The sequence below is a fragment of the Micromonospora ureilytica genome (assembly GCF_015751765.1).
Classification (GTDB): Bacteria; Actinomycetota; Actinomycetes; order Mycobacteriales; family Micromonosporaceae; genus Micromonospora; species Micromonospora ureilytica.
On the sequence record NZ_JADOTX010000001.1, the window covers coordinates 5,074,124 to 5,095,608 of the forward strand.

General features: G+C 70.4%; 17 protein-coding genes and 1 tRNA gene. 8 read left to right on the top strand and 10 right to left on the bottom strand.

The window, feature by feature from the left end; genetic code table 11:
- Positions 1-184 precede the first annotated feature (184 nt).
- The 5 genes from IW248_RS23145 (at position 185) to IW248_RS23165 (ending at position 5,361) form a co-directional block, all read left to right on the top strand.
- Entirely contained in the window at positions 185-2,500 is a 2,316-nt protein-coding gene (locus tag IW248_RS23145) for a hypothetical protein (RefSeq protein ID WP_196928671.1), read from the top strand.
- Positions 2,497-3,108 carry a tetratricopeptide repeat protein gene (locus IW248_RS23150; RefSeq protein ID WP_196928672.1) on the top strand — a complete coding sequence of 204 codons (612 nt, stop codon included), beginning with the start codon at positions 2,497-2,499 and terminating at the stop codon, positions 3,106-3,108. Before IW248_RS23145 ends, IW248_RS23150 begins: the two co-directional genes overlap by 4 nt.
- Complete coding sequence (locus IW248_RS23155; protein WP_307788167.1) at positions 3,105-4,382, top strand: glycosyltransferase; 1,278 nt, start codon at positions 3,105-3,107, stop codon at positions 4,380-4,382. The genes IW248_RS23150 and IW248_RS23155 overlap by 4 nt, the downstream gene beginning before the upstream one ends.
- Before the next feature lie 85 nt (positions 4,383-4,467).
- Positions 4,468-4,686 (top strand): hypothetical protein, encoded by a 219-nt coding sequence (locus IW248_RS23160; protein ID WP_196928673.1) that lies wholly within the window; start codon positions 4,468-4,470, stop codon positions 4,684-4,686.
- Between the two features lie 96 nt (positions 4,687-4,782).
- Positions 4,783-5,361, top strand: a complete 579-nt coding sequence (locus tag IW248_RS23165) for a hypothetical protein (RefSeq protein WP_196928674.1) — start codon at positions 4,783-4,785, stop codon at positions 5,359-5,361.
- Between the two features lie 101 nt (positions 5,362-5,462).
- Here IW248_RS23165 and IW248_RS23170 read toward each other — a convergent pair.
- Positions 5,463-5,536, bottom strand: a tRNA-Thr gene (locus IW248_RS23170).
- A gap of 12 nt (positions 5,537-5,548) precedes the next feature.
- Between IW248_RS23170 and IW248_RS23175 the strand changes: the two genes are divergently transcribed.
- Positions 5,549-7,435: a metallophosphoesterase family protein gene (locus IW248_RS23175; protein WP_372432722.1), complete on the top strand. Its 1,887-nt coding sequence runs from the start codon at positions 5,549-5,551 to the stop codon at positions 7,433-7,435.
- Between the two features lie 147 nt (positions 7,436-7,582).
- On the opposite strand, the gene IW248_RS23180 is transcribed toward IW248_RS23175, so the two are convergent.
- The 6 genes from IW248_RS23180 to tmk all read right to left on the bottom strand — a co-directional run bounded on the left by IW248_RS23180 (position 7,583) and on the right by tmk (position 13,555).
- The gene (locus tag IW248_RS23180) at positions 7,583-8,422 is read right to left on the bottom strand and encodes a PSP1 domain-containing protein (RefSeq protein ID WP_112585777.1); all 840 of its coding nucleotides are present in this window, start codon (positions 8,420-8,422) and stop codon (positions 7,583-7,585) included.
- Between the two features lie 377 nt (positions 8,423-8,799).
- The gene (locus IW248_RS23185) at positions 8,800-9,480 is read right to left on the bottom strand and encodes a hypothetical protein (RefSeq protein ID WP_196928676.1); all 681 of its coding nucleotides are present in this window, start codon (positions 9,478-9,480) and stop codon (positions 8,800-8,802) included.
- Positions 9,480-9,785 carry a hypothetical protein gene (locus IW248_RS23190; RefSeq protein ID WP_196928677.1) on the bottom strand — a complete coding sequence of 102 codons (306 nt, stop codon included), beginning with the start codon at positions 9,783-9,785 and terminating at the stop codon, positions 9,480-9,482. The genes IW248_RS23185 and IW248_RS23190 overlap by 1 nt, the downstream gene beginning before the upstream one ends.
- 1 nt (position 9,786) lies before the next feature.
- On the bottom strand, positions 9,787-10,116 hold the full coding sequence (locus tag IW248_RS23195) for a YbaB/EbfC family nucleoid-associated protein (RefSeq protein WP_007454690.1): 330 nt from the start codon (positions 10,114-10,116) through the stop codon (positions 9,787-9,789).
- A gap of 122 nt (positions 10,117-10,238) precedes the next feature.
- Positions 10,239-11,492 (bottom strand): DNA polymerase III subunit delta', encoded by a 1,254-nt coding sequence (locus IW248_RS23200; protein WP_196928678.1) that lies wholly within the window; start codon positions 11,490-11,492, stop codon positions 10,239-10,241.
- Entirely contained in the window at positions 11,492-13,555 is a 2,064-nt protein-coding gene (gene tmk / locus IW248_RS23205) for a dTMP kinase (protein WP_372432765.1), read from the bottom strand. The genes IW248_RS23200 and tmk overlap by 1 nt, the downstream gene beginning before the upstream one ends.
- A 343-nt stretch (positions 13,556-13,898) precedes the next feature.
- Between tmk and IW248_RS23210 the strand changes: the two genes are divergently transcribed.
- On the top strand, positions 13,899-15,104 hold the full coding sequence (locus tag IW248_RS23210) for an amino acid deaminase/aldolase (protein WP_196928679.1): 1,206 nt from the start codon (positions 13,899-13,901) through the stop codon (positions 15,102-15,104).
- Positions 15,105-15,142: 38 nt separating this feature from the next.
- Here the strand turns inward: IW248_RS23210 and IW248_RS23215 are convergent, their stop codons facing one another.
- Positions 15,143-15,748 (bottom strand): TetR/AcrR family transcriptional regulator, encoded by a 606-nt coding sequence (locus IW248_RS23215; RefSeq protein WP_124818825.1) that lies wholly within the window; start codon positions 15,746-15,748, stop codon positions 15,143-15,145.
- A 226-nt stretch (positions 15,749-15,974) separates the two neighbouring features.
- Here IW248_RS23215 and IW248_RS23220 point away from each other — a divergent pair, with 226 nt between their 5' ends.
- Positions 15,975-17,291: a D-arabinono-1,4-lactone oxidase gene (locus tag IW248_RS23220; RefSeq protein ID WP_196928680.1), complete on the top strand. Its 1,317-nt coding sequence runs from the start codon at positions 15,975-15,977 to the stop codon at positions 17,289-17,291.
- Positions 17,292-17,355: 64 nt separating this feature from the next.
- On the opposite strand, the gene IW248_RS23225 is transcribed toward IW248_RS23220, so the two are convergent.
- Both IW248_RS23225 and topA read right to left on the bottom strand, forming a co-directional pair.
- The gene (locus IW248_RS23225) at positions 17,356-18,321 is read right to left on the bottom strand and encodes an endonuclease domain-containing protein (protein WP_196928681.1); all 966 of its coding nucleotides are present in this window, start codon (positions 18,319-18,321) and stop codon (positions 17,356-17,358) included.
- A gap of 118 nt (positions 18,322-18,439) precedes the next feature.
- Positions 18,440-21,271, bottom strand: coding sequence for a type I DNA topoisomerase (gene topA, locus IW248_RS23230; protein ID WP_196928682.1), 2,832 nt, complete (start codon positions 21,269-21,271; stop codon positions 18,440-18,442).
- Positions 21,272-21,485: the final 214 nt, after the last annotated feature.

Sequence of the window (21,485 nt, forward strand, 5' to 3'; positions counted from 1 at the left end):
CACGGTGGCCAGGGCTTATGCGCTTTTTCGTAAGTAAATTCCACTTTCTCCTAAATATACCTATATGACGTCGAAACCCCTCTCGACCGGCCAATCAGTCGAATACGCTACGACTCGCCCAGCCGATAACGGCAGGTGACTAGTAGGTAGCTCTGGGTATATCCGGGGTGGCTCTGGAGGGGTCATGAGCAACAACCGACGGCTGCGGCGGCGACTGAACCATGGCCGGGCCGCTTCCGGGCTGAGTTCCGCCCTACTGGTAGTCGGGATGACGGGTGGGCCCGCAGCCGCAGCGCAACCCGTGGAAGCGAAGCCGTCCGCACAGGACGTGCACGTCGGTACGCCCGGTCCGCTCGGCCAGTACGGCGGGTGGCCCTCAAGCCTCCTAGCTGTCCGCCAAGACGGCGACGGACCTGACGATTCGTGGGACCAGTACCCCGACGGGCAAACGGACTACGGCCCACAGGGCTGGCAGAGCCCATGGGGCGGCCACGACAAGGGCAAGGACAAGGGGGGCTACCCGCACGGCAAGCGTGGCCCTCAAGGCCCCCAGGGTGCTCAAGGCGACGCGGGCGCTCACGGTGCTCAAGGCGCCCAGGGCGACGCAGGTGCGAGAGGCGCGCAGGGCTTCCAAGGCGAGGCGGGCGCGCAAGGCAACACGGGCGCTCAAGGCGCGACCGGCGCTCAAGGCGCGACCGGCGCTCAAGGCGACGCAGGCGCGCAGGGCGCTCAAGGCTTCCAAGGCGCGACCGGCGCTCAGGGCTCGCAAGGCGACACGGGCGCTCAAGGCGCGACCGGCGCCCAAGGCCCGCAAGGCGACGCGGGCGCCCAAGGCGCTCAGGGCGACACGGGCGCCCAAGGCGCTCAGGGCGACACGGGCGCACAAGGCGCGACCGGCGCTCAGGGCCCGCAAGGCGACACGGGCGCTCAAGGCGTGACCGGCGCTCAGGGCCCGCAGGGCGACGCAGGCGTCCAGGGTGCTCAAGGCTTCCAAGGCGCGACCGGCGCCCAAGGCCCGCAGGGCGACGCAGGCGTCCAGGGTGCTCAAGGCTTCCAAGGCGCGACCGGCGCTCAGGGCTCGCAAGGCGACACGGGCGCTCAGGGCGCGACCGGCGCCCAAGGCCCGCAGGGCGACGCAGGCGTCCAGGGTGCTCAAGGCTTCCAAGGCGCGACCGGCGCTCAGGGCTCGCAAGGCGACACCGGCGCACAAGGCGCGACCGGCGCCCAAGGCCCGCAAGGCGACACCGGCGCACAAGGCGCGACCGGCGCCCAAGGCCCGCAAGGCGACACGGGCGCACAAGGCGCGACCGGCGCCCAAGGCCCGCAAGGCGACGCAGGTGTCCAGGGCGCTCAAGGCTTCCAAGGCGTGACCGGCGCGCAAGGCGACACGGGCGCTCAAGGCCCGCAAGGCGACGCAGGCGCGCAAGGCGCGCAAGGCGCCGCAGGCGTCCAGGGTGCTCAAGGCTTCCAAGGCGCGACCGGCGCCCAAGGCTCGCAAGGCGACACGGGCGCGCAAGGCGCGACCGGCGCCCAAGGCCCGCAAGGCGACGCAGGCGCGCAAGGCGCTCAGGGCGACACGGGCGCGCAAGGCGCGACCGGCGCCCAAGGCCCGCAAGGCGACGCAGGCGCGCAAGGCGCTCAGGGCGACACGGGCGCTCAGGGCGCGACCGGCGCTCAAGGCGACACGGGCGCGCAAGGCGCGACCGGCGCCCAAGGCCCGCAAGGCGACACCGGCGCACAAGGCGCGACCGGCGCCCAAGGCCCGCAAGGCGACGCAGGCGCACAAGGCGCTCAAGGCTTCCAAGGCGCGACCGGCGCTCAAGGCGACACGGGCGCACAAGGCGCGACCGGCGCACAAGGCCCGCAAGGCGACACCGGCGCTCAAGGCGCGACCGGCGCCCAAGGCGCTCAGGGCGACGCAGGCATCCAGGGCGCCCAAGGCTTTCAAGGCGCCACCGGCGCACAAGGCCCGCAAGGTGACGCAGGCGCACAAGGCGCTCAAGGGTTCCAAGGTGCACAGGGAGCCCAGGGCGACGCGGGCGCGCAAGGCGCTCAAGGCTTCCAAGGTGCACAGGGAGCCCCGGGCGACACGGGGGCACAGGGCCCCCAGGGCCTGCAGGGTGCCACGGGCGCCCAAGGGCCCCAGGGCGTGGCGGGCAACGGAATCGAGGCCGCCTACATTCAAGGCCCACTGACGGTTATCGCAGACACCCCTGTCGATTTCGGCTGCGAGCCCGGAGACATTGCTGTCGGAACTGGCTATCAACTCTCGGGTGCAGGCGTCAATCCGGTGCTCATCCAGCCACTCTCGACCAGTGGCTACCAGTTCACCTTTACCGGCGGAGGCGCCGACATCTGGGTGTCCTGCATCTCACTCGGCACGCCGGTGGCGTTGACAGCTCCGTCCAACACGTCGGGCCGGGCGACGTCCAACAGTAGCGGGGCCGGCCGGCCGGACAGCAGGTCGAAGCGCCCCGTCGTCGTCGAGGAGGAGAAATGAGCATGCGCCAGATATTCGGGTCACTGGCCTGCGGTGCGGTCCTGCTGACCGGAGTCACGGCATGCAGTGACAAGCCTGCCGAGAAGCCACAGACGAACAACGCCGGCAACAAGACGAACGGCGGCGCCGAGACGCCGGAAGACCTGCTCAAGCTCGGTGTCGAGCAGGGCCAAGCCGGCAATTTCGACGCGGCGAAGGCAACCTTCGAGAAGCTGCTGGACGCTGAGGCCGACAACAAGTTCGCCTGGTTCAACCTGGGCTACATCGCCCAGTCGCGCAACCAAGCCGACGAGGCGGTCAGCGCCTACGACAAGGCATTGGCGGCCGACGCCAACTACAAGCCTGCCCTCTACAACAAGGCCATCGCTCTGGAAGGTAAGGCACCGACCACGTCGATAGACATCTACCGCAAGGTCGTGTCGATCGATGACAAGTCGTCAACTGCCTACCTCCGACTGGGCATGTTGCTGTCCCAGTCCGGTGAGGAGACGGCGGCGCGGGACGCCTTCAAGGCCGCGATCCGTCTGGACAAGGGGCTCACCTCAGCGGTTCCAGCGAAGTACCGACCGACCCCTACCTCTAAGTCCTCGACTCCGGCGGGTAGGTGATCGGCTTCATGCGCGCACCTCGCGTAACGGTCTTCACGGGGAGCAACCGCACCCGTTTCATCGACGAATGTTTCGAATCCCTCGTCGCGCAGACCTTCACTGACTGGGAATGGGTGGTCATCCTCAATCAAGGGTCGCGTTGGCGGCCCGAGAGGCACGACGATCGGATCCGGCTCATTGTCCAGGACGACCTGAACGGCGTCGGTGCCGTGAAGGGGTACGCCTGCGCCGAGGCTGCCGGGGAAATCCTGGTCGAACTTGACGACGACGATCTGCTCAGCAGCGACTGTCTGCAAGAAATAGTCGACGCCTTCGACTCCAACCCGGAGGTGGGGTTCGTCTACAGCGACACCGCGCAGATCCAGGAGGACGGCACCCGCTGTGAGGACCGTTTCGCGAGTTCGTTCGGCTGGCGGCACTACGACGACAAGGTAGACGGCCGCGAAGTGCTGGTCTGCCGGGCATTGCCGCCGACGCCGCACAACGTGAGCTACATCTGGTACGCACCGAACCACGTGCGGGCGTTCCGCCGGGACATCTACGAGAAGGTCGGCGGGTACGACGAGTCGCTCGACGTCGCGGACGACGCCGATCTCATGGCTCGGATGTACCAGGTGAGCGAGTTCCATCACATCCAGAAATGCCTGTACCTCCAACGCATGCATGCCAAGAACACGCAGCGCATTCCAGATGTCAACGCTCGCATCCAGCAGCGCACGGTGGAGATCTACGACCGGAACATCCAACATAATGTGCTGGCCTGGTCGCGACGGCAGGGACTTATGGCGCTCGACCTGGGCGCCGCTCACAACAAGCCGGAGGGGTACCTCGGCCTGGATTACCACGACGGGCAGGGCGTCGACATTGTTTGCGACATAACGAAAGGTGTCGACCTGCCGGACAACAGCGTCGGGGTCATTCGGGCGGTGGATTTCCTGGAACACATCCCGGACAAGATCGCGCTGTTCAACGAACTGTACCGACTGCTCGCACCGAACGGAATGTTGTTGTCGCTGACCCCCAGCACCGACGGCCGAGGCGCCTACCAGGACCCAACACACGTGGCGTTCTACAACGAGAACTCCTTCTGGTACTTCACGGACGCCAAATATTCTCGGTTCGTACCTGAAATCACATGCCGGTTCCAGGCGTCGCGGCTGGTCACGTACTTCCCGAGTGAATGGCACCAGGCGCACAACATCCCGTACGTCTCGGCGAACCTGATAGCAATCAAGGACGACGCCGTGCGCAACGGTGGCCTGCTGAACATCTGACCATCGCGCGGCGGGCACTACCAGGCGGCGCCCGCCGACCCCTGGGTGGGTGGCCGGGCTGGCCTCCACTACGTACTGTCGTCTCGTGGTTGACACCGATGAGGCCATCCAGATCGCGATGCGATTCCTGGCCTGTCGCCTCGCTGAGCGTCAGGATCTGCGCGAGCCACCGAGCGTGCAGGGGGTGACCGTCGAGCAGGTGATGACCGTGACCGGCGAGAGGCCCTGTCACATCGTGAGTTTCGGATGGCCGCTGCGGGTGGCTGTCGATCAGGAAACGGGCGACGCGGACATGCTGCGGTAAGCGATGCCCGTCGGCGGTGGCCGTCCTGGGGATCGGCTACTGGCACGTGGATGGCACGGACCACGCGTTAGGGGATCGAGGCCCTAAGCTGTCGCGGTGCCTGAGCATGACGTGATCGATCTCGACGAGCACAAGCATGTGCCGGCCGAATCGGGTGCCACCTCTACCCGTCGTGCGGTCAAGAAGGCCCAACTGCGCCTCATCGCCGCCTTCCTGGTCGGCTTGCTGCTGGGCGGCGTCAGTGTCAACGAGTTGCGAGACCGTCGTGAGCAGCGGGAACGGGCCGCGTCGGTCGCACTCGTCGTCATACCGGGGGCGGCCCGTACCGACGGCGTCGTTACCGAGGGCGTCGCCGAATTGGACGGGTCGGTGGAAGTGTCCAACTTTGGCCCTCTGCCGGTCACGATCCGTGCGGTGCAAGCGCAGACATCTGGCGTCCTGATTCAGGACACCGGCCAGTCCCAGTCGCTGCGCCCCGGGAGCACCCGCTGGCTCGACGTCAAGCTGCGGCTTCAGTGCCCGTCCGAAGTCCGGGACGAGCCGTTGTCGATGCGCATCTCAGTAGAGACAGCCGACAGGAAAGTCAGAGAGTTCGGCTACCCGGTAGACCTATACCGAAGCGGCTGGCACACCCAGGCTGGGATCCTGTGCTTGGAAGCAGGTCTGGACTGGTGAGATGTGACAACGGGGCCAAGGGCTTGAGGGACGTCCGGCGGCGCTGTCGTGGACCTTGGGAAACGGCGAAGCCCAGGTCAATGACCTGGGCTTCTGTACCGAGCCGCCTGACGGAATCGAACCGTCGACCTACGCATTACGAGTGCGTCGCTCTAGCCGACTGAGCTAAGGCGGCAACGATCAGCAAGTGTACGGCACCCCGGCGGCACCGCCCGAACGGGATACCCCCATCGCGCCTGCCAGCACCAACCGGACATCGGCCGCCATCTGGACGCTTACCGGACAGCGGATGATCGCGGCCGGGACTACGCTGCGGCGGGTGAGCGACGAACGCGACCACCCCGAACGTCAGGACGAACCCACCGAACGCCCTGACCGTGCGCCGGCCGGTGAACGCGCCGCCCACCGGCCGCGCAGCACCGACCCGCTGGAACTGGGCTTCACGCCGCGCAAACCGGTGCCGTGGCTGGCGCCGTTCCTGCTGATCAGCACCGGCATTCGTACGCTGCTCGCGGTGCTCTTCGGGGCGTACCTCGACAAGCGCGAGTTGCAGAACGCGTTCGGTGACGGCGTATTCCGCCAGGTCGGGCCGGACGGCGGGTTGTGGCTCGACTACGTGGCGGACCTGGGTGACGGCTTCAACGCCACGTACTCGGTGGCGTACCTGCTGGCGCAGCCCGAGCTGACCGTCGACGGGCACCGCCTACCCCGGGCACAGACCCTGGTGATGGGCGGCGACCAGGTGTACCCGTCGGCGGCCTACGCCGCGTACGAGGACCGGTGCAAGGGCCCCTACCAGGCCGCCCTGCCGGTGGCCCCGGCCGCGAAGCCCACGCTCTTCGCGGTGCCGGGCAACCATGACTGGTACGACGGCCTCACCGCGTTCCTGCGGTTGTTCGTCCGCTCCCGGGACCGGAACTTCGCGGGCTGGGGCACCGGGCAGTCCCGGTCGTACTTCGCTGTGGAGTTGCCGGCCGGCTGGTGGTTGCTCGGCGTGGACGACCAGTCCGGCTCGTATCTCGACGACCCGCAGCTGGCCTACTTCGACGAGGTGGCCCGGCGGCTCGGTCCGGAGTCCAAAGTGATCATCGCCGCGCCGGCGCCGACCTGGGTCAAGGCCGCCGACAACCCCACGGCGTACGACTCGATCGACTACTTCATCCGCACGATCATCGACCCGACCGGGGCGCGGGTGCGGCTGCTGCTCTCCGGCGACCTGCACCACTACGCCCGCTATTCGGGGCCGGACCGGCAGCTGATCACGTGCGGTGGCGGCGGCGCGTACCTCTACCCCACGCACAAGCTGCCGGAGCGCATCGAGGTGCCACCGCGGGACACGCTTGCCCGCAAGGCCAGCTCCGCCCAGCCGTACGACCTGGTGGCCCGTTACCCGGACGCCGCTCGGTCCCGTCGCTACGGCTGGGGCATCTTCCCCCGGTTGCCGTTCCGCAATCCCGGCTTCACCACGTTGCTCGGCACCCTGCACACCCTGCTGATGCTGGCCATGGCGGGTGCGACGGCGAACTGGGCCGACAGCACCGACCAGCGGCTGTTCAGCGTTCCGCTGGTGCTGATGGTGCTCGTGACGGTGATCGCGGCGGCCCTGTTCGCCAAGCCGCCGAGCGCGAGCGGCAAACGGCACGCGCGGCACTGGATCCTCGGCGTCGGCCACGGCGTGGCGCAGGTGGCCCTGGGGGCTGCCGGCACCTGGGCGTGGTTGGCGCTGCCGTTCTACGACTGGCCGTGGCCGCTGCCGGCAGCCGCCGCGGCGGTGCTCTACGGCCCGGTGATCGGTCTGGTCGCAAGCCAGCTGGTGGCGGCGTATCTGCTGGTGGCGGGCTCGTTCGGGGTGAACGTCAACGAACTCTTCGCCGGCCAGGGCATTGAGGACTCCAAGTCGTTCCTGCGGCTGCGCATCGACCCGGACGGCACGTTGACCATCTACCCGTTGGGGGTGGACCGCGTCTCCCGCGACTGGCAGGTAAATCCCGACCAGTCCCCCACCGAAAGCTGGCTAATCCCCAAATCCCCCCTAACCCCCCACCTAACCGAACCCCCCACAGTCCTGCGCTAAAGCCACCCCACCCCACCCCACCCCACCGTTGATCATGAAGTTATTGCCCCGACACGCCGCTGAGGGTGGCAATAACTTCATGATCAACACGGGGGACGGGCCCGGGGGCCGGGAGCGGGGGCGGGTGGGAGGGGGAAGGGTGCGGGGTTAGGGGGTGTAGTGCTGGTCGTGGGCTTGGCGGGGGGCGCAGACGGAGGCTCGGGAGCAGGAGCAGCGGGAGCCGTCCGCGTCCAGGCGTACCGTCACCGCGTCTCTCGGGACGCTGTGGCCGACGACCCGGCCGTCGCCCTCCGGGGTGGAGACCCGACTGCCGACTGCCGGGGCGGTCTCCTGAAAGCGCTGGTACAGCGGGTGCTCGTACTTGAGGCAGCACATCAGCCGGCCGCACGCGCCGGAGATGCGCAGCGGGTTGAGCGGCAGGTCCTGGTCCTTCGCCATCCGGATGGTCACCGGCTCGAAGTCGGTGAGGAACGTGGCGCAGCACAGGTCGCGACCGCAGGAGCCGATGCCGCCCTGCACCCGCGCCGAGTCGCGTGCGGAGAGCTGGCGCAGCTCCACCCGACAGTGCAGGGTTGCGCCCAGGTCGCGGACCAGGGAACGGAAGTCCACCCGGTGCGGGGCGGTGAAGTACACGGTGCTGCGCTCACCGCCGCTCTCGGCGGAGCCGAGCACGTGGTCGACAGCCACCACCTTCATCGGCAGGCCGTGCGAGCGGATCAGCCGTTTCGCGGCGACCTTCGCCTCGGCCTTACGCCGACGCAACGCCTCGTCCCGACGTAGGTCGTCGTCGCCGGCCAGCCCCACCAGGCGGGGGAAACCGTCGGTCTCCTCGGTCACCCACTGCGCGGCCCACACACACTCCGCCACCTCGGGCCCGTCATCGGTGGGCACCAGCACCCGGTCGCCCACCTGCGGACGCAACTCACCGGGGTCGAGGTAGTAGAGCCGCCCGTACCGGTTGAAGCTGACCGCGCAGAGCATGCCCATCCCCCCACCCTACGACGGGTCGCCGCGCAGGGCGCATCGGCCGGCTACGCCTCGCCGCATTCATGACCGTCGACTCGACCTATTGCCGGGCGTCCCGTCGTGCCGTTACTCCTCGCCCGGACGGTTGAATCCGGGGCCGGGCAGGAGACAAGACGTGCTTCGGCGGCGTTGAGTGGAGGCAGACCTGCGGGGGGTGCAGGGGGAAGACCACGGCGTCGCCGTGGGCACCGGCTCAGGTCGGGCGCCCGCGAGCGACGCCGTGGCCTGCCCGGAGCACCGCGGCCGCCGCCGGAAGAGCGAAGGTCCGAGCAACGCGGCCACGGCCGGATGACCAAAGGCCGGGCCAACGCGCCCACGGCCGGAAGACCGAGGGGCGGCTACCAGCCGACCCGGGTGGGCTGGTCGTAGCGGGGCCGCCCGTCCGTTGGCGGACGCCACGCGGTTTCGGCCAGGCTCGGCCCCCACTGTCGCAGCAGCGTCTCCGCGCCGTCGTACGCGACGCAGAGCACCGCCAGCACCCGTGCGGCGATCTCGGCCGCGTCGGCCACACCGGGCCCGACCGGTCCGGGGCGTGTCGACCCAGCGGTGGCGGTGGCGGCGACCACGGCGACCGCCTCGGCCGAGCGGAGCACGTCGGCCAACGTGCGGGCCAGCGCGAGACGGCTGCCCTCCACCCAGTCGGCGAGGGCGTCGGCGTAACCGGCGGTGGAGTCGATGCGCCCGACGAGGCTGTCCGGCCCCTCGTCGAGATGGCGCAGCAGCGCGGCCCGCTGTTGCCCGTACGCCGTGGCGGCCGGGCCGGACCAGAGCACCGAGTCGGTGAGCGCGGCGGAGACCTCGTCGTACCCCCGGATGAGCCGGCGCACGGCGTGGCCGGCGCTGGCGAGGGGCACCGGGTGCAGGTCGAGGAAGCTGCGGACCGCGTCGCCCGGCAGCACCTGCATGCGGCGCAGCAGGGGCCAGACCCGGTGGCCCTCGGGGACGCCGGCCGCGATCAGCGTGTCCACCCGGCGGAGCAGGTCGAGGCCGGGCTCGGCGAGCCGGTCCAGCGCGTCCATCACGGTTCTCCGGTGAGCCGGCGGCGGGCGGCCCGGTCGACCTCAGCGTAGCGGTCGGCGGCCTCCCGGACCGCCGCCGCGGCTGCGGCCAGGCGGCCGGCGGCGGCGCGGGCCTCCCGGGCCCGGTCGTCGGTGGCGGTGGTCCACTGCCGGTGCAGCGCCCGACCGATCTCACCCGGGCGGCCCGGCGCGTCGGCGCCGAACGCGGCCTGGGGCGGATCGCTGGCGGTGACGGTGTGCGAGATGAGGGTGAGCGTGGCGCTCGCCTCGTCCAGTCGGGCGGAGAGCGCGCGCAGTGTGTCCATCTCAGGCCCCCGCGAGCGGTCGGTAGGCGGCGAACGTCTCGTTGTGCAGCTTCTCCCGGGCCCACTCGGCGGCGTCGGCCGCCGCGGTGACCGCGGCCTGCACGGAACCGGCCACGTCGCGCGGGCTGCGGGTGTGCAGCGGCCCGAGGAACCGCACGTCGGTGATCCGTCCACCGGCGGTGACCACCACCTCGACCAGACCGTCCGGCGAGCGGACGGTCACCTCGACGGTCGACACCGCCTGGTCGAACTCGGCCTGGAGGGACTCGATCCGGCGGTAGCGTCGCACCGCCTCCTCGATCCAGGCTTCGTCGATCTCCCCCCGCGGCATCGGCCGACTCCTCCCGGGTGATCCATCACTCAGTGTGCTGCCACCGTCACCACGGCACACGGACGGTACCGCACCACAATCGGGCCTGTCGATGCCTGTGGACAACGCCGGGAAGCGCGGGGTCAGCCCTTCCACAGGGCGAGCATCATGGCCTCGACCGCGATCCGCGGCTTGACGTTCGCCTCGATCGCCGCGCGGCAGGCGAGCACGGCCTCCAACCGGCGCAGCGACCCCTCGGCGTCCCATTTCTGCGCGCCGGCGCCGGCCAGCGCGGCCGTGTCGGTGTGCACCGGGGCGACGGGTGCGCGCAGCGCCATGGTGAGCGCGTCCCGGTAGAAGCCCGCCAGGTCGACAAGCGCCCGGTCCAGTGCGTCCCGCTGGGCTCGGGTGGCCCGGGACTTCTGCCGCTTCTCCAATTCCTTGAGTTGCCCGGCGGCACCCCGCATGGCGCCGGCCGCGCCCCGGCCGGTGCCGCCCGCGCCGAGCGCGGTCTCCAGGGCCGCCCGCTCGGTCGTGTCGGATTCGGTGACCGACGCCTCGGCCTCCGCCTCGGCCGCCTCGATCAGCGCGGACGCTGCGTCGAACGCCGCGCCGACACCTGTCAGCCGGCGTGGCACCGCGAGCACCGCCTCGCGCCGTTTGCGGGCCTCCGGGTCGCGGGCCAGCCGGCGGGCCCGACCCACGTGACCCTGCGCGGCAGCGGCCGCCCACTGCGCCACGTCGGGCGCGATGCCGTCCCGACGAACCAGCACCTCGGCCACCGCGGTGGCCGGCGGCTGCCGCAGGGGTACGACCCGACAGCGCGACCGGATGGTCACCGAGATGTCGTCCGGGTGGGTGGACGGCGCGCAGAGCAGGAAGACCGTCCGCGGCGGGGGCTCCTCGATCGCCTTGAGCAGCGCGTTGCCGGCGGCCTCGGTGAGCCGGTCGGCGTCCTCGATGACCACCACCTGCCAGCGCCCGCCGGATGGGGTGCTGGCCGCGCGGAGCACCAGCGCGCGCATCTCGCCGACGCCGATGGAGAGCCCTTCCGGCACCACCATCCGCACGTCGGCGTTGGTGGCGCCCATTGTGGTGTGGCAGCCGGGGCACTCACCGCAGCCGGTGCCGTGCACGCACTGGAGTGCGGCGGCGAACGCCCGTGCGGCGACCGAGCGGCCGGAGCCGGGTGGCCCGGTGAAGATCCACGCGTGCGTCATCCCGGTGGACGGGTCCACCGCGCCGGGTGTGCTCACGGGCTCGGCAGCGCCGGCCGGGCCGGCGGCGACCAACGCGGCCGCGCCAGCACGCAGGACGGCGGCCGCTGCGGCGGCGGCGCGACGCAGCTCGACCACCGCCTCGTCCTGACCGACCAGGTCGGCGAAGACGTCCGACATTAGGTCTTGTGCTCCATCGTCACCAGCTCCGCGTCGGATAACTCAGGTTGCACCGAGGTGTCCGGGCCCTGTGCCGGCCGCGGGTGCACGATGCCGCCGGGCTTGCCGAGCATCTCCTCGACCCGTCGGACCACCCGCGCGGTGATCTCCTCGGTCGACCGGGACGCGTCGAGCACCAGGTAGCGCTTCGGGTCGGCGGCGGCGAGGTCGAGGAACGCGTACCGGACGCGCTCGTGGAAGGCGATCGACTCGGCCTCCAGCCGGTCGGTGCCGGTGTTGCGCGAGGCCACCCGGGACAGACCGGTGCGCGGCTCGACGTCCAGCAGCACCACCAGGTCGGGCTTGAGCCCACCGGTGGCCCAGGAGGAGAGCCAGGAGACCTCGTCGACGGGCAGTGTCCGGCCGGCGCCCTGGTACGCCAGGGACGAGTCGACGTACCGGTCACTGATCACCACGCCACCCCGGACCAGCGCGGGCCGGACGACGGTGGCCACGTGGTGCGCCCGGTCGGCGGCGTAGAGCAGCGCCTCGGCCCGAGGGGAGGGCGCGTCGTCGCCGGAGGTGTCCAGCACCAGCGACCGGATTCGCCGGCCGACGCCGGTGGCCCCCGGCTCGCGGGTGACCACCACCTCTCGGCCGTGGCCGCGCAGCCGCTCGGAGAGCGCGGTGAGCTGGGTGGACTTCCCCGCGCCCTCGCCGCCCTCGAAGACCACGAAGAGCCCGGCGGAGACGAACGGCTCGGCGGGCATCAGCGGACGGCCCCGGATGGAGCCCCACAGGTCGGCGAGGACCGGGACGCCCTTCTTGTCGTCCATCTGGCCGAACGCGCTGATCCCGGCGAAGATGCCGGCGGCACCGGCGGCGAGCAGCAGCAGTCGGGTGGAGGAGACGGAGATGCCGAGGTCGGCGATCGTCAGTTTGCGGGAGCCGCCGACACCGACCAGCACGCTGCTCAGCCCGATGGCCAGGATCAGCACCAGCCGGGTGCCGATCTGCACCACCGCGAAGACCCGGCCGCGCACCTCGTCGGCCACCTCGCCGCCCAGCAGCGTGGTGCCGGCCAGGAAGGCCATCCCGGCGCCGGCGCCGACCAGCACCGCGCCGACGATCGCCATGGACAGGTGGATGGCGAAGGCGAGGGTCATCACCGCGGCGCTGGCCAGCACGATGCTCATGCCGAACCAGCGGCGCCGGGACATCTCCTTGACGATCATCGGGCCGAGCCCGATGCCGAGCGCCAGGCCGACGAAGATGGCGCCGAAGAGCAGTGAGAACGCCGCGTCGCCAGCGCCGAGCGAGTTGGCGAAGAACTTGGCAGTGCCGACCACGATGCCGCCGCCGGCGAACGCGCCGAAGATGCCCAGCACCAGGCCGCGGACGAGCGGGGTCTGGCCGATGTACTTCCAGCCCTCGGAGAACTGCCGGAACATGCTCTGCTCGGCGCGCTCGGCCTCACCGCGTTGCGCCTCGCTGATCTCCTTGATCCCGAATGCCACCACCAGTGCGGTGGCGAGCCGGGAGAAGGAGTTGATCCAGAGCGCGAGCTGGGCCGGCTCGGCCCAGGACGGCAGGTCGCCGCCGACGGCACCACGGACGCCACGGTCGAGCACGGCAAGGCCGACGGCGGCGGCGACCGGGGTGAGGCCGTACGTGGTGATCAGGGTGAGCTGGTTGGCCGCTTCCAGTCGGGCCCGCGGGATCAGGTTGGGGACCGCGGCCTCCTTGGCCGGGATCCAGAGCAGAGTGAGCGACTCGATCAGGAAGGTGGCGATCAGCGCCCAGCCGACCACCAGGCCGCCTGCGGCGCCGCTGAGGGCGTAGAGCGGGATGGAGGCGAAGAGCACGAAGCGCAGCAGGTCGCAGATGACCATCGTCCAGCGCCTGTCGAACCGGTCGGCGAATACGCCGGCCACCGGGCCGAGCACCAGTGCGGGCAGCAGCCGGATCGCGGTGACCCCGCCGAACGCGGCGCCCTGGGCGGTGCTGCCCTGCACCTGCGAGGCGGCGAAGAGGGCGGTGGCCAGCAGGCCGAGCCAGTCACCGAAGGAGGCCGCGCCGAGCACGATCCACAGCCGGCGGAACGGCCGGATGCGCAGCACGGAGCGGATCGCGGCATAACCGGACGGATCAACCTGACCGCCGTTGGGCTGCTTGGCGGCGTTGTCCGACTGGTCGCCCGAGCGCGACACGCCGGGCGACTCGCCGCTGTTCTGGCTTTCGATGGCCGTACCTCCACGTGCCGGCCCATCGCTGGGCACCTCCGGTGCAACACTCTAGACCCGGGTGGGGCCACCCCCCGGGCGACATTCTCCTGCTCGCTGAGCCTAGGCCGCCGAAGGTACCGACCGCAGCCCGGACGTACGCGAGGGTATTTCGCATTCTCCGTCAGACAGTTAGCGTGCACACGTGGCCATCGAAAGCGACAAACTTCGCGAGCGCCTGGACCGGGCGACTGCCCGCCTCGACCCCCCGTACGCGGTGGTCGACCTCACGGCCTTCGACGCCAACTCGGTCGCCCTGGCCGATCGCGCCGCCGGAAAGCCGGTCCGCCTCGCCAGCAAGTCGGTCCGCAGCCGGGAGCTGATCAGTCGAGCTCTGGCCCGGCCCGGCTGGCAGGGCGTGATGGCGTTCACAGTGCCCGAGGCGATCTGGCTGGTCCGCGCCGGCGTCAGCGACGACGTGCTGGTCGCGTACCCGAGCGCAGACCGGGCCGCCCTCGCCGAGCTGGGCGCCGACCCGATGCTCGCCGCCGCGATCACCCTGATGATCGACGGCACCGGCCAACTCGACCTCATCGACGCCGTCACGGCCCCGGGGCAGCGCGCCGAGCTACGGCTCTGCCTGGATCTGGATGCCTCCTGGCGACCGCTGCGCGGGGTACACGTCGGCGTCCGCCGCTCGCCGGTGCACAGCGCGCGGGCGGCCGGCACGCTCGCCGCCGCCGTCGCCGGTCGGCCCGGCTTCCGGTTGGTCGGGCTCATGTCGTACGAGGCGCAGATCGCCGGCCTGGGCGACGCGCCACCGGGCAAGACGCTGCTGGCCGGCGCGATCAGGCTGGCCCAGCGCCTGTCGTACCGCGAGTTGCTGGCCCGCCGTGGTGCGGCGGTCGCCGCGGTACGCGAACACGCCGACCTGGAGTTCGTCAACGGCGGCGGCACCGGCAGCGTGGCCGCGACCAGCGCCGATCCCGCGGTCACCGAGGTCACCGCGGGATCGGGCCTGTACGGGCCGACGCTGTTCGACGCGTACCGCGCCTGGCGACCCACCCCGGCGGCGTTCTTCGCCTGCTCGGTGGTCCGCCGACCGACGCCGGAGCTGGCGACGGTGCTCGGCGGCGGCTGGATCGCCTCCGGCCCGGCCGCCGACAGTCGACTGCCCCGGCCGTGGCTACCGGCGGGGCTGAAGCTGGTCGGCACCGAGGGCGCCGGCGAGGTGCAGACTCCGCTGTCCGGAGCGGCGGCCGCCGAGCTGCGCGTCGGCGACCGGGTGTGGTTCCGGCATGCCAAGGCAGGCGAGCTGTGTGAACGGGTCAACGAGCTGCACCTGGTCGAGGGGGACGCGGTGGTGGCGACCGTCCTCACCTACCGGGGTGAGGGGCGGGCCTTCCTCTGAGGCCTGACCTCCGGCCGAGGCCCGCGCCCCGCGCCGACTCAGACGGGCTGGGCCGCCTCGGCCTGCTTGCCGACTGTGGACCGGCCGTTGTCCGGGCCGTCGACCTGCCGGTGCAGGTACTCCCGGATCAGCGCCTTCGCCTCCAGCAGCACCCGCTCGTCGCCGTCGGACTTCCGGCGGAACGCGAGCTTGATCAGCGCGTCCGCCGCCTCGACCGCGATCTCCAGCACGAAGCGCAGCTTGGGCACGTCGGTGAGTCCGAAACGCTCGGTGAGCACCCGGGCCAACTGGTCGGCGATCACGCCGTTGTTGTCCCGCTGCTCGTCGAGCAGGTGCAGGTCGACCACGTCGCCGAAGTGCAGGGTACGGAAGCCGGGGACGGTGCGGTGCATCGTGATGTACTCGTCGATGCCCGCGTCGACGCCGTCCCACCAGTGGGTCATCTCGTCGGAGGCGAACCGCTCGTCGAGGCGCTGGAGGTAGGACTCCATGGTCCGCAGGGTCAACGCCTGCACGATCGCCCGCTTGTCCGGAAAGAACTGGTAGACCGACCCGATCGCCACCTCGGCCCGCTCGGCGAGCAGGGTGGTGGTCAATCCCTCGTACCCCACCTCGTCGACGAGTTCGGCGCAGGCATCCAACATGCGCTGTACCCGCGCGACACTTCGACCTTGCACCGGTACGCGGCGCAGCGGCCCGGTCGTGGCGGCTGGTGTGGACACTCTGCGCCACCCCCCTTCGACGGATGAACATATCTCCACGTCACGAGTCCGTGACTACCGGTACAACGAGCGGATCGCAATTGCGGTATTTACCAGCTAGAACGTTCCTGATATGAAGTCAGTTCATATTCATGAATGAGGAGTGCGCATGGTTCGCACCGCACCGCTCGGGGCTGGCTGGTCCAACTGGGCCGGGAACCAGCGTGGCAGCGCCAGCGCGATCCTGCGCCCCGGCTCGCCGACCGATGTCGCAGAAGCCGTCCGATCTGCCGCCGCCGACGGTGGTCGGATCCGGGTGACGGGCAGCGGCCACTCGTTCACCGCCGTCGCGCTCGCAGACGACCGTCGGATGGACCTGTCCGACCTGGACACCATAGTCAGTGTGGACGTCGCCCAACGACTGGTCACCGTACCGGCGGGAATGACCCTGCACGCGCTCAACGGCCTGCTCGCCCGGCACGGCCTCGCGCTGCCCAACCTCGGCGACATCGACGAGCAGACCGTCGCCGGGGCGATCTCCACCGGCACCCACGGCACCGGCGCCGGCTACGGGTGCCTCTCCACCTTCGTCGAGGCGATCACTCTGGTCACCGGCACCGGCGAGGTGCTGCGCTGCTCCGCCGACGAACATCCCGACGTCCTCGCCGCCGCCCGGGTGTCGCTCGGCGCGCTCGGCGTCCTGGTCGAGGTGACCCTGCGCTGCGTGGACGCCTTCGTCCTGCGCGCCCACGAACGCCCGGCCGAACTGGCCGACGTGCTCGGCGAACTGCCCGCGCTGATCGGCCGGCACGACCACGTCGAGTTCTACTGGTTCCCGTACACGTCCCGGGTGCAGGTCAAGGCCAACGACCGGGTACCCGCCAACGACCGGCCACTGTCCCGCTGGCGCGGCTGGGTGGACGACGACTTTCTGTCCAACAGGGTCTTCGCCGGGGCCTGCCGACTCGGCCGGGCCGTACCCGCGCTGGCCCCCCAGATCAGCGCGGTCTCCGCCCGCGCCCTCACCGAACGCCAGTACACCGGCCGCTCCGACCGGGTCTTCTGCACTCCGCGCCGGGTCCGCTTCGTGGAGATGGAGTACGGCCTGCCCCGCGAGGCGTTGCCGGAGGCGCTCGCCGCGCTCCAGCGCATCGTGGACGGCCTGCCGTTCAAGGTGCTCTTCCCGGTGGAGGTGCGATTCACCGCCCCCGACGACATCTGGCTGTCGCACGGCTACGGCCGGGACAACGCGTACATCGCCGTGCACCAGTACGTCGGCATGCCCTACGAGCCGTACTTCCGGGCCTTCGAGCAGGTGGCCGCCGGGCTGGGCGGTCGCCCACACTGGGGCAAGCTGCACTACCGCGACGCCGCCTCGCTGGCCACGGCGTACCCCCGCTTTTCGGACTTCCAGGCCGTCCGCGACCGACTCGACCCCGACCGGGTCTTCACCAACGCCCACCTGAACCACGTCCTGGGGACCTGACGGACGTGGCCTCGGGATCTTGGAAGGAAACTGCCCTTCCAGGGGCACATTCCTTCCAAGATCTTCACCCCTGCCAACCGGCGGCGCCGAGGGCAGCGCGGAGTTGGGTAAGGACCTCGTCCGGGTGGGTACGGATCGCCCAGGCGGGAAACCGGAGTACGCGGTCGCCTTCGATCCACAGATCGTTCTGGCGTCGCATGTCCGCCCACCAGGCCTGGGGATCGACGTGTTGGCCGCCGTCGATCTCGACATGTACCCTCCAATGCTCGAAGTAGGCGTCGAGGTAGCGACGTCGCCCGGTCGAGTCGTAGCGGATCTTCTGCCGTGCCGGCTCGGGTAGACCCGCGCGACGGATCAGCCCCAGGAAGTCCAGTTCCGCCACCGAGTGGGCACCGCCTGCGGCGTCCGCAGCCGCCGCCAGAACCAGCTGGCGACGGCGGACCCGGGGCAGCCGTTCGACGACCCGGTTCAGGTCATCGCCGGCCACGATCCGTTGTTGGAATGCGGCGGCGACGATCGACCGCGCCTGCTGGTCGTCGCCTGACCACTGCGCGGCGTCCACGATTGAACGAGCCGCCTTGGTCCGCCTGGGTTGCCCTACCGCCAGCACGTCCTGGTCCCGCAGTGTCACGGTCCGATGCGCCAGCACACCGGCTGGCAGTGAGCCGCGCCGGCAGGAGGCAGGGAGCAAGATGTGGATCGGGCGACCAGGGAACCCCCGTAGTCCTCCGGCCTGCGCTGCGGTCAGGCCACCGAGGATTGCCTGCGGCCCCGCGGCGAGGACGGCTGCCCACCGGAGCTGGCCGGCGGTGACTGGGCCGTTGTGCGCGACGAACACGGCTCGATGAATCTGCCGCCACGTCCCGGTCGCCACCCGATGCCGGATGGCCTTGGTCGACAGATGATGCCGCGCCTGGTCAAGGCTCACCACATCTTCCTGATGGAAGAGCAGCCAGGTCAGCTCGTCGGCGTCATCGCTCGGCAGCCGGCGACCCCAATCAGCCGGCGACGACGTCCTCCGGAGACTCATGACCATCAAGTCTCCCGATCGCCGGCCCCGCCGGCAGCCCCTGTGGACAACGACGAGATCTTGGAAGGAGAACGCCCCTGGAGGGGCACATTCCTTCCAAGATCTCGCAGATCCAGGGCTACTCCGTGCTGGTGGCGGCCTTGCGCGGGGCGGCCTTCTTCGCCGGAGCCTTCTTCGCCGCCGTCGCCTTGGCCGTCGTGGTCTTCTTCGCGGCCGTGGACTTGCTGGCAGCGGCCGTCTTCTTGGTGGCCGTGGCCTTCTTGGCGGGCGCCTTCTTCGCCGCCGCCTTCTTCCGCGGCGCCGGACCCTTCGCCCGCTTCTCGGCCAGCATCTCGGATGCTTCCTCGATGGTCAGCGCCTCGGGGGTCTGCCCGCGCCGCAGCGACGCGTTGAACTCGCCGTCGGTGACGTACGGGCCGAACCGACCGTCCTTGATCACCATCGGCTTCTCGGTCGCCGGGTCGACGCCCATCTCGCGCAGCGGTGGCGCCGCCGCGCGCCGTCCACGCGCCTTCGGGGCGGCCAGCAGAGCCAGCGCCTCGTCCAGCGTGACTGTGAACATCTTGTCCTCGGAGTCCAGCGAACGGAACTCCTCACCCTGCTTGACGTACGGGCCGTAGCGACCGTTGTTCGCGAAGACCTCGACGCCGTCCGGCGCGACACCGATCAGCCGGGGAAGGCTGAGCAGCTTGAGCGCCTCCTCCAGGGTCAGCGAGTCCGGCGTCTGCGTCCGCAGCAACGACGACTTGCGCTCACCACTGGACACGTACGGGCCGAACCGGCCGGACTTGAGCACGATCGGCTCGCCGGTGGCGGGGTCGTCGCCGAGCTTGCGCTCGCCGCTGCCGCCGAGGAACAGCTCGTGCACCTTCTCCGGGGTCAGCTCGTCCGGGGCCAGGCCCTCGGGGATCGGCGCCCGGTCACCCTGGGTGCCGCCCTCCTCGCCCTCGGCAGCCGGTGCCGGCTGCTCGCCGCCGGGCAGCTCCCGTTGCAGGTACGGCCCGTACCGGCCGACCCGCACGACGACCTCGCGGCCGTCGTCGTCGGTGAAGAGCGGGATCGAGTTGACGCTGCGGGCGTCGATGTCGCTGAGGTTCTCGGTGACCAGCTTCTTGAGCCCACCGGAACGGGCGATGTCCTGGTCACCGGCACCGTTGGAGCTGCCGAAGTAGAACGCCGTGAGGAAGTCGACAGCGGCGTGGTCGCCGCCGGCGATCTCGTCCAGCTCGTTCTCCATGGTGGCGGTGAAGTCGTAGTCGATCAGGCGGGGGTAGTGCTGCTCCATCAGCCCGATCACCGCGAAGGCCAGGAAGGTCGGGATCATCGCCTGGCCGCGCTTGGTGACGTACCCCCGGTCCTGGATCGTCTGCATGATCGACGCGTAGGTGGACGGGCGGCCGATGCCCAGCTCTTCCAGGGCCTTGACCAGCGACGCTTCGGTGTAGCGCGACGGCGGCTGGGTGTGGTGGCCCTGCGCGGCCAGCTCATCGGCGGTCAGCGGCTGGTCCTTGACCAGGGTGGGCAGCCGGCGCTCGGCGTCCTCGGCCTCGGCGTTCTCGTCGTCGCTGGACTCGACGTACGCGCGCAGGAAGCCCGGGTCGGTGATGGTCTTGCCGGTCGCGCCGAAGTCGGCCTCCTCCTGCGAGGTGGAGACCGCCCGGATACGCACCGACACGCTGGAGCCGACCGCGTCGGTCATCTGCGAGGCGATGGTGCGCCGCCAGATCAGCTCGTAGAGCTTGAACTCCTCGGCGGACAGTTCCTTGGCCACCTCGCCCGGGGTACGGAAGTTGTCCCCCGCCGGGCGGATCGCCTCGTGCGCCTCCTGCGCGTTCTTCACCTTGCCGGTGTAGCGGCGCGGCTCCGGCGGAACGCTGCGCTCGCCGTACAGCTCGACGATCTGACGGCGGGCCGCCGAGATGGCGGTCTCCGACAGGTTGACCGAGTCGGTACGCATATAGGTGATGTAGCCGTTCTCGTAGAGCCGCTGCGCGGTGCGCATCGTCTGCTGCGAGGACAGGCGCAGCTTGCGGGCCGCCTCCTGCTGGAGGGTCGAGGTGATGAACGGCGCGTACGGGCGACGGCGGTAGGGCTTCTCCTCGACCCGGGTGACGGTGAACGGCCGCCCCTCCAGTCGGGCCGCGAGACCCCGGGCACCGCTCTCGTCGAGGTGCACGACGCCGGCGCCGGCCCGGACGCGACCGGTGGTCGGCTCGAAGTCCTTACCGGTGGCGATCCGGTCGCCGTTCAGGGCGATCAGGGTGGCGTTGAACGCACGCGGGCCCTCGCCGGCGTTCGCCACGGCGAGGGTGGCCAGGATGTCCCAGTATTCGGCGGTGCGGAAGGCCATCCGCTGCCGCTCCCGCTCGACCACGATGCGGGTCGCCACGGACTGCACCCGGCCTGCCGAGAGCCGCGGCATGACCTTCTTCCACAGCACCGGGGAGACCTCGTAGCCGTAGAGACGGTCGAGGATCCGGCGCGCCTCCTGGGCGTCGACCAGGTCGCGGTCGATCTCCCGGGGGTTGGCCACCGCCGCCTGGATCGCCGGCTTGGTGATCTCGTGGAAGACCATCCGCTTGACCGGCACCTTGGGCTTGAGCGTCTCGACCAGGTGCCAGGCGATCGCCTCGCCCTCGCGGTCCTCATCCGTCGCCAGGAAGATCTCGTCGACTTCCTTGGCCAGCTTTATCAGCTTGCTGATCTGCTGCTTACGGTCGGCGGAGACGACGTAGAGCGCCTGGAAGCCGTTGTCGACGTCCACCCCGAGCCGGGCCCAGGGCTCCTTCTTGTATTTGGCCGGCACGTCGGCGGCGTTGCGCGGCAGGTCGCGGACGTGACCGAAGCTGGCCTCCACGACGTACCCCGGGCCAAGGTAGCCCGAGATCGTCTTGGCCTTCGCCGGTGACTCGACGATGACCAGACGGGTGGTTCCAGCGTTGCTCGGCACGTCTCTCCCCGACCTCACTCCTGCTCGTGGCCTGTCGGCGCCCGGACAGCGACCGCTTTCGACCCCGCCGTCGCACCGGCGGTCCGGATGTCCAACGTAACGCGCCGCCCACGTTTCGGGTTTCGCGGGCCGCAAACCGCTTCGACACGGCGGTCGACGCCGCGCCGCCACGCTCGGCACTGCCGGACGGCGCCACCGTACACCGTGGGTAGGG

Coding starts and splice junctions, on each gene's coding strand:
- IW248_RS23145 (WP_196928671.1), top strand. CDS start 185: ATGAGCAACAACCGACGGCTGCGGCGGCGACTGAACCATGGCCGGGCC.
- IW248_RS23150 (WP_196928672.1), top strand. CDS start 2,497: ATGAGCATGCGCCAGATATTCGGGTCACTGGCCTGCGGTGCGGTCCTG.
- IW248_RS23180 (WP_112585777.1), bottom strand. CDS start 8,422: ATGGGCATGCTCTGCGCGGTCAGCTTCAACCGGTACGGGCGGCTCTAC.
- IW248_RS23185 (WP_196928676.1), bottom strand. CDS start 9,480: ATGGACGCGCTGGACCGGCTCGCCGAGCCCGGCCTCGACCTGCTCCGC.
- IW248_RS23190 (WP_196928677.1), bottom strand. CDS start 9,785: ATGGACACACTGCGCGCGCTCTCCGCCCGACTGGACGAGGCGAGCGCC.
- IW248_RS23195 (WP_007454690.1), bottom strand. CDS start 10,116: ATGCCGCGGGGGGAGATCGACGAAGCCTGGATCGAGGAGGCGGTGCGA.
- IW248_RS23200 (WP_196928678.1), bottom strand. CDS start 11,492: ATGTCGGACGTCTTCGCCGACCTGGTCGGTCAGGACGAGGCGGTGGTC.
- IW248_RS23215 (WP_124818825.1), bottom strand. CDS start 15,748: ATGTTGGATGCCTGCGCCGAACTCGTCGACGAGGTGGGGTACGAGGGA.
- IW248_RS23220 (WP_196928680.1), top strand. CDS start 15,975: ATGGTTCGCACCGCACCGCTCGGGGCTGGCTGGTCCAACTGGGCCGGG.
- IW248_RS23225 (WP_196928681.1), bottom strand. CDS start 18,321: ATGAGTCTCCGGAGGACGTCGTCGCCGGCTGATTGGGGTCGCCGGCTG.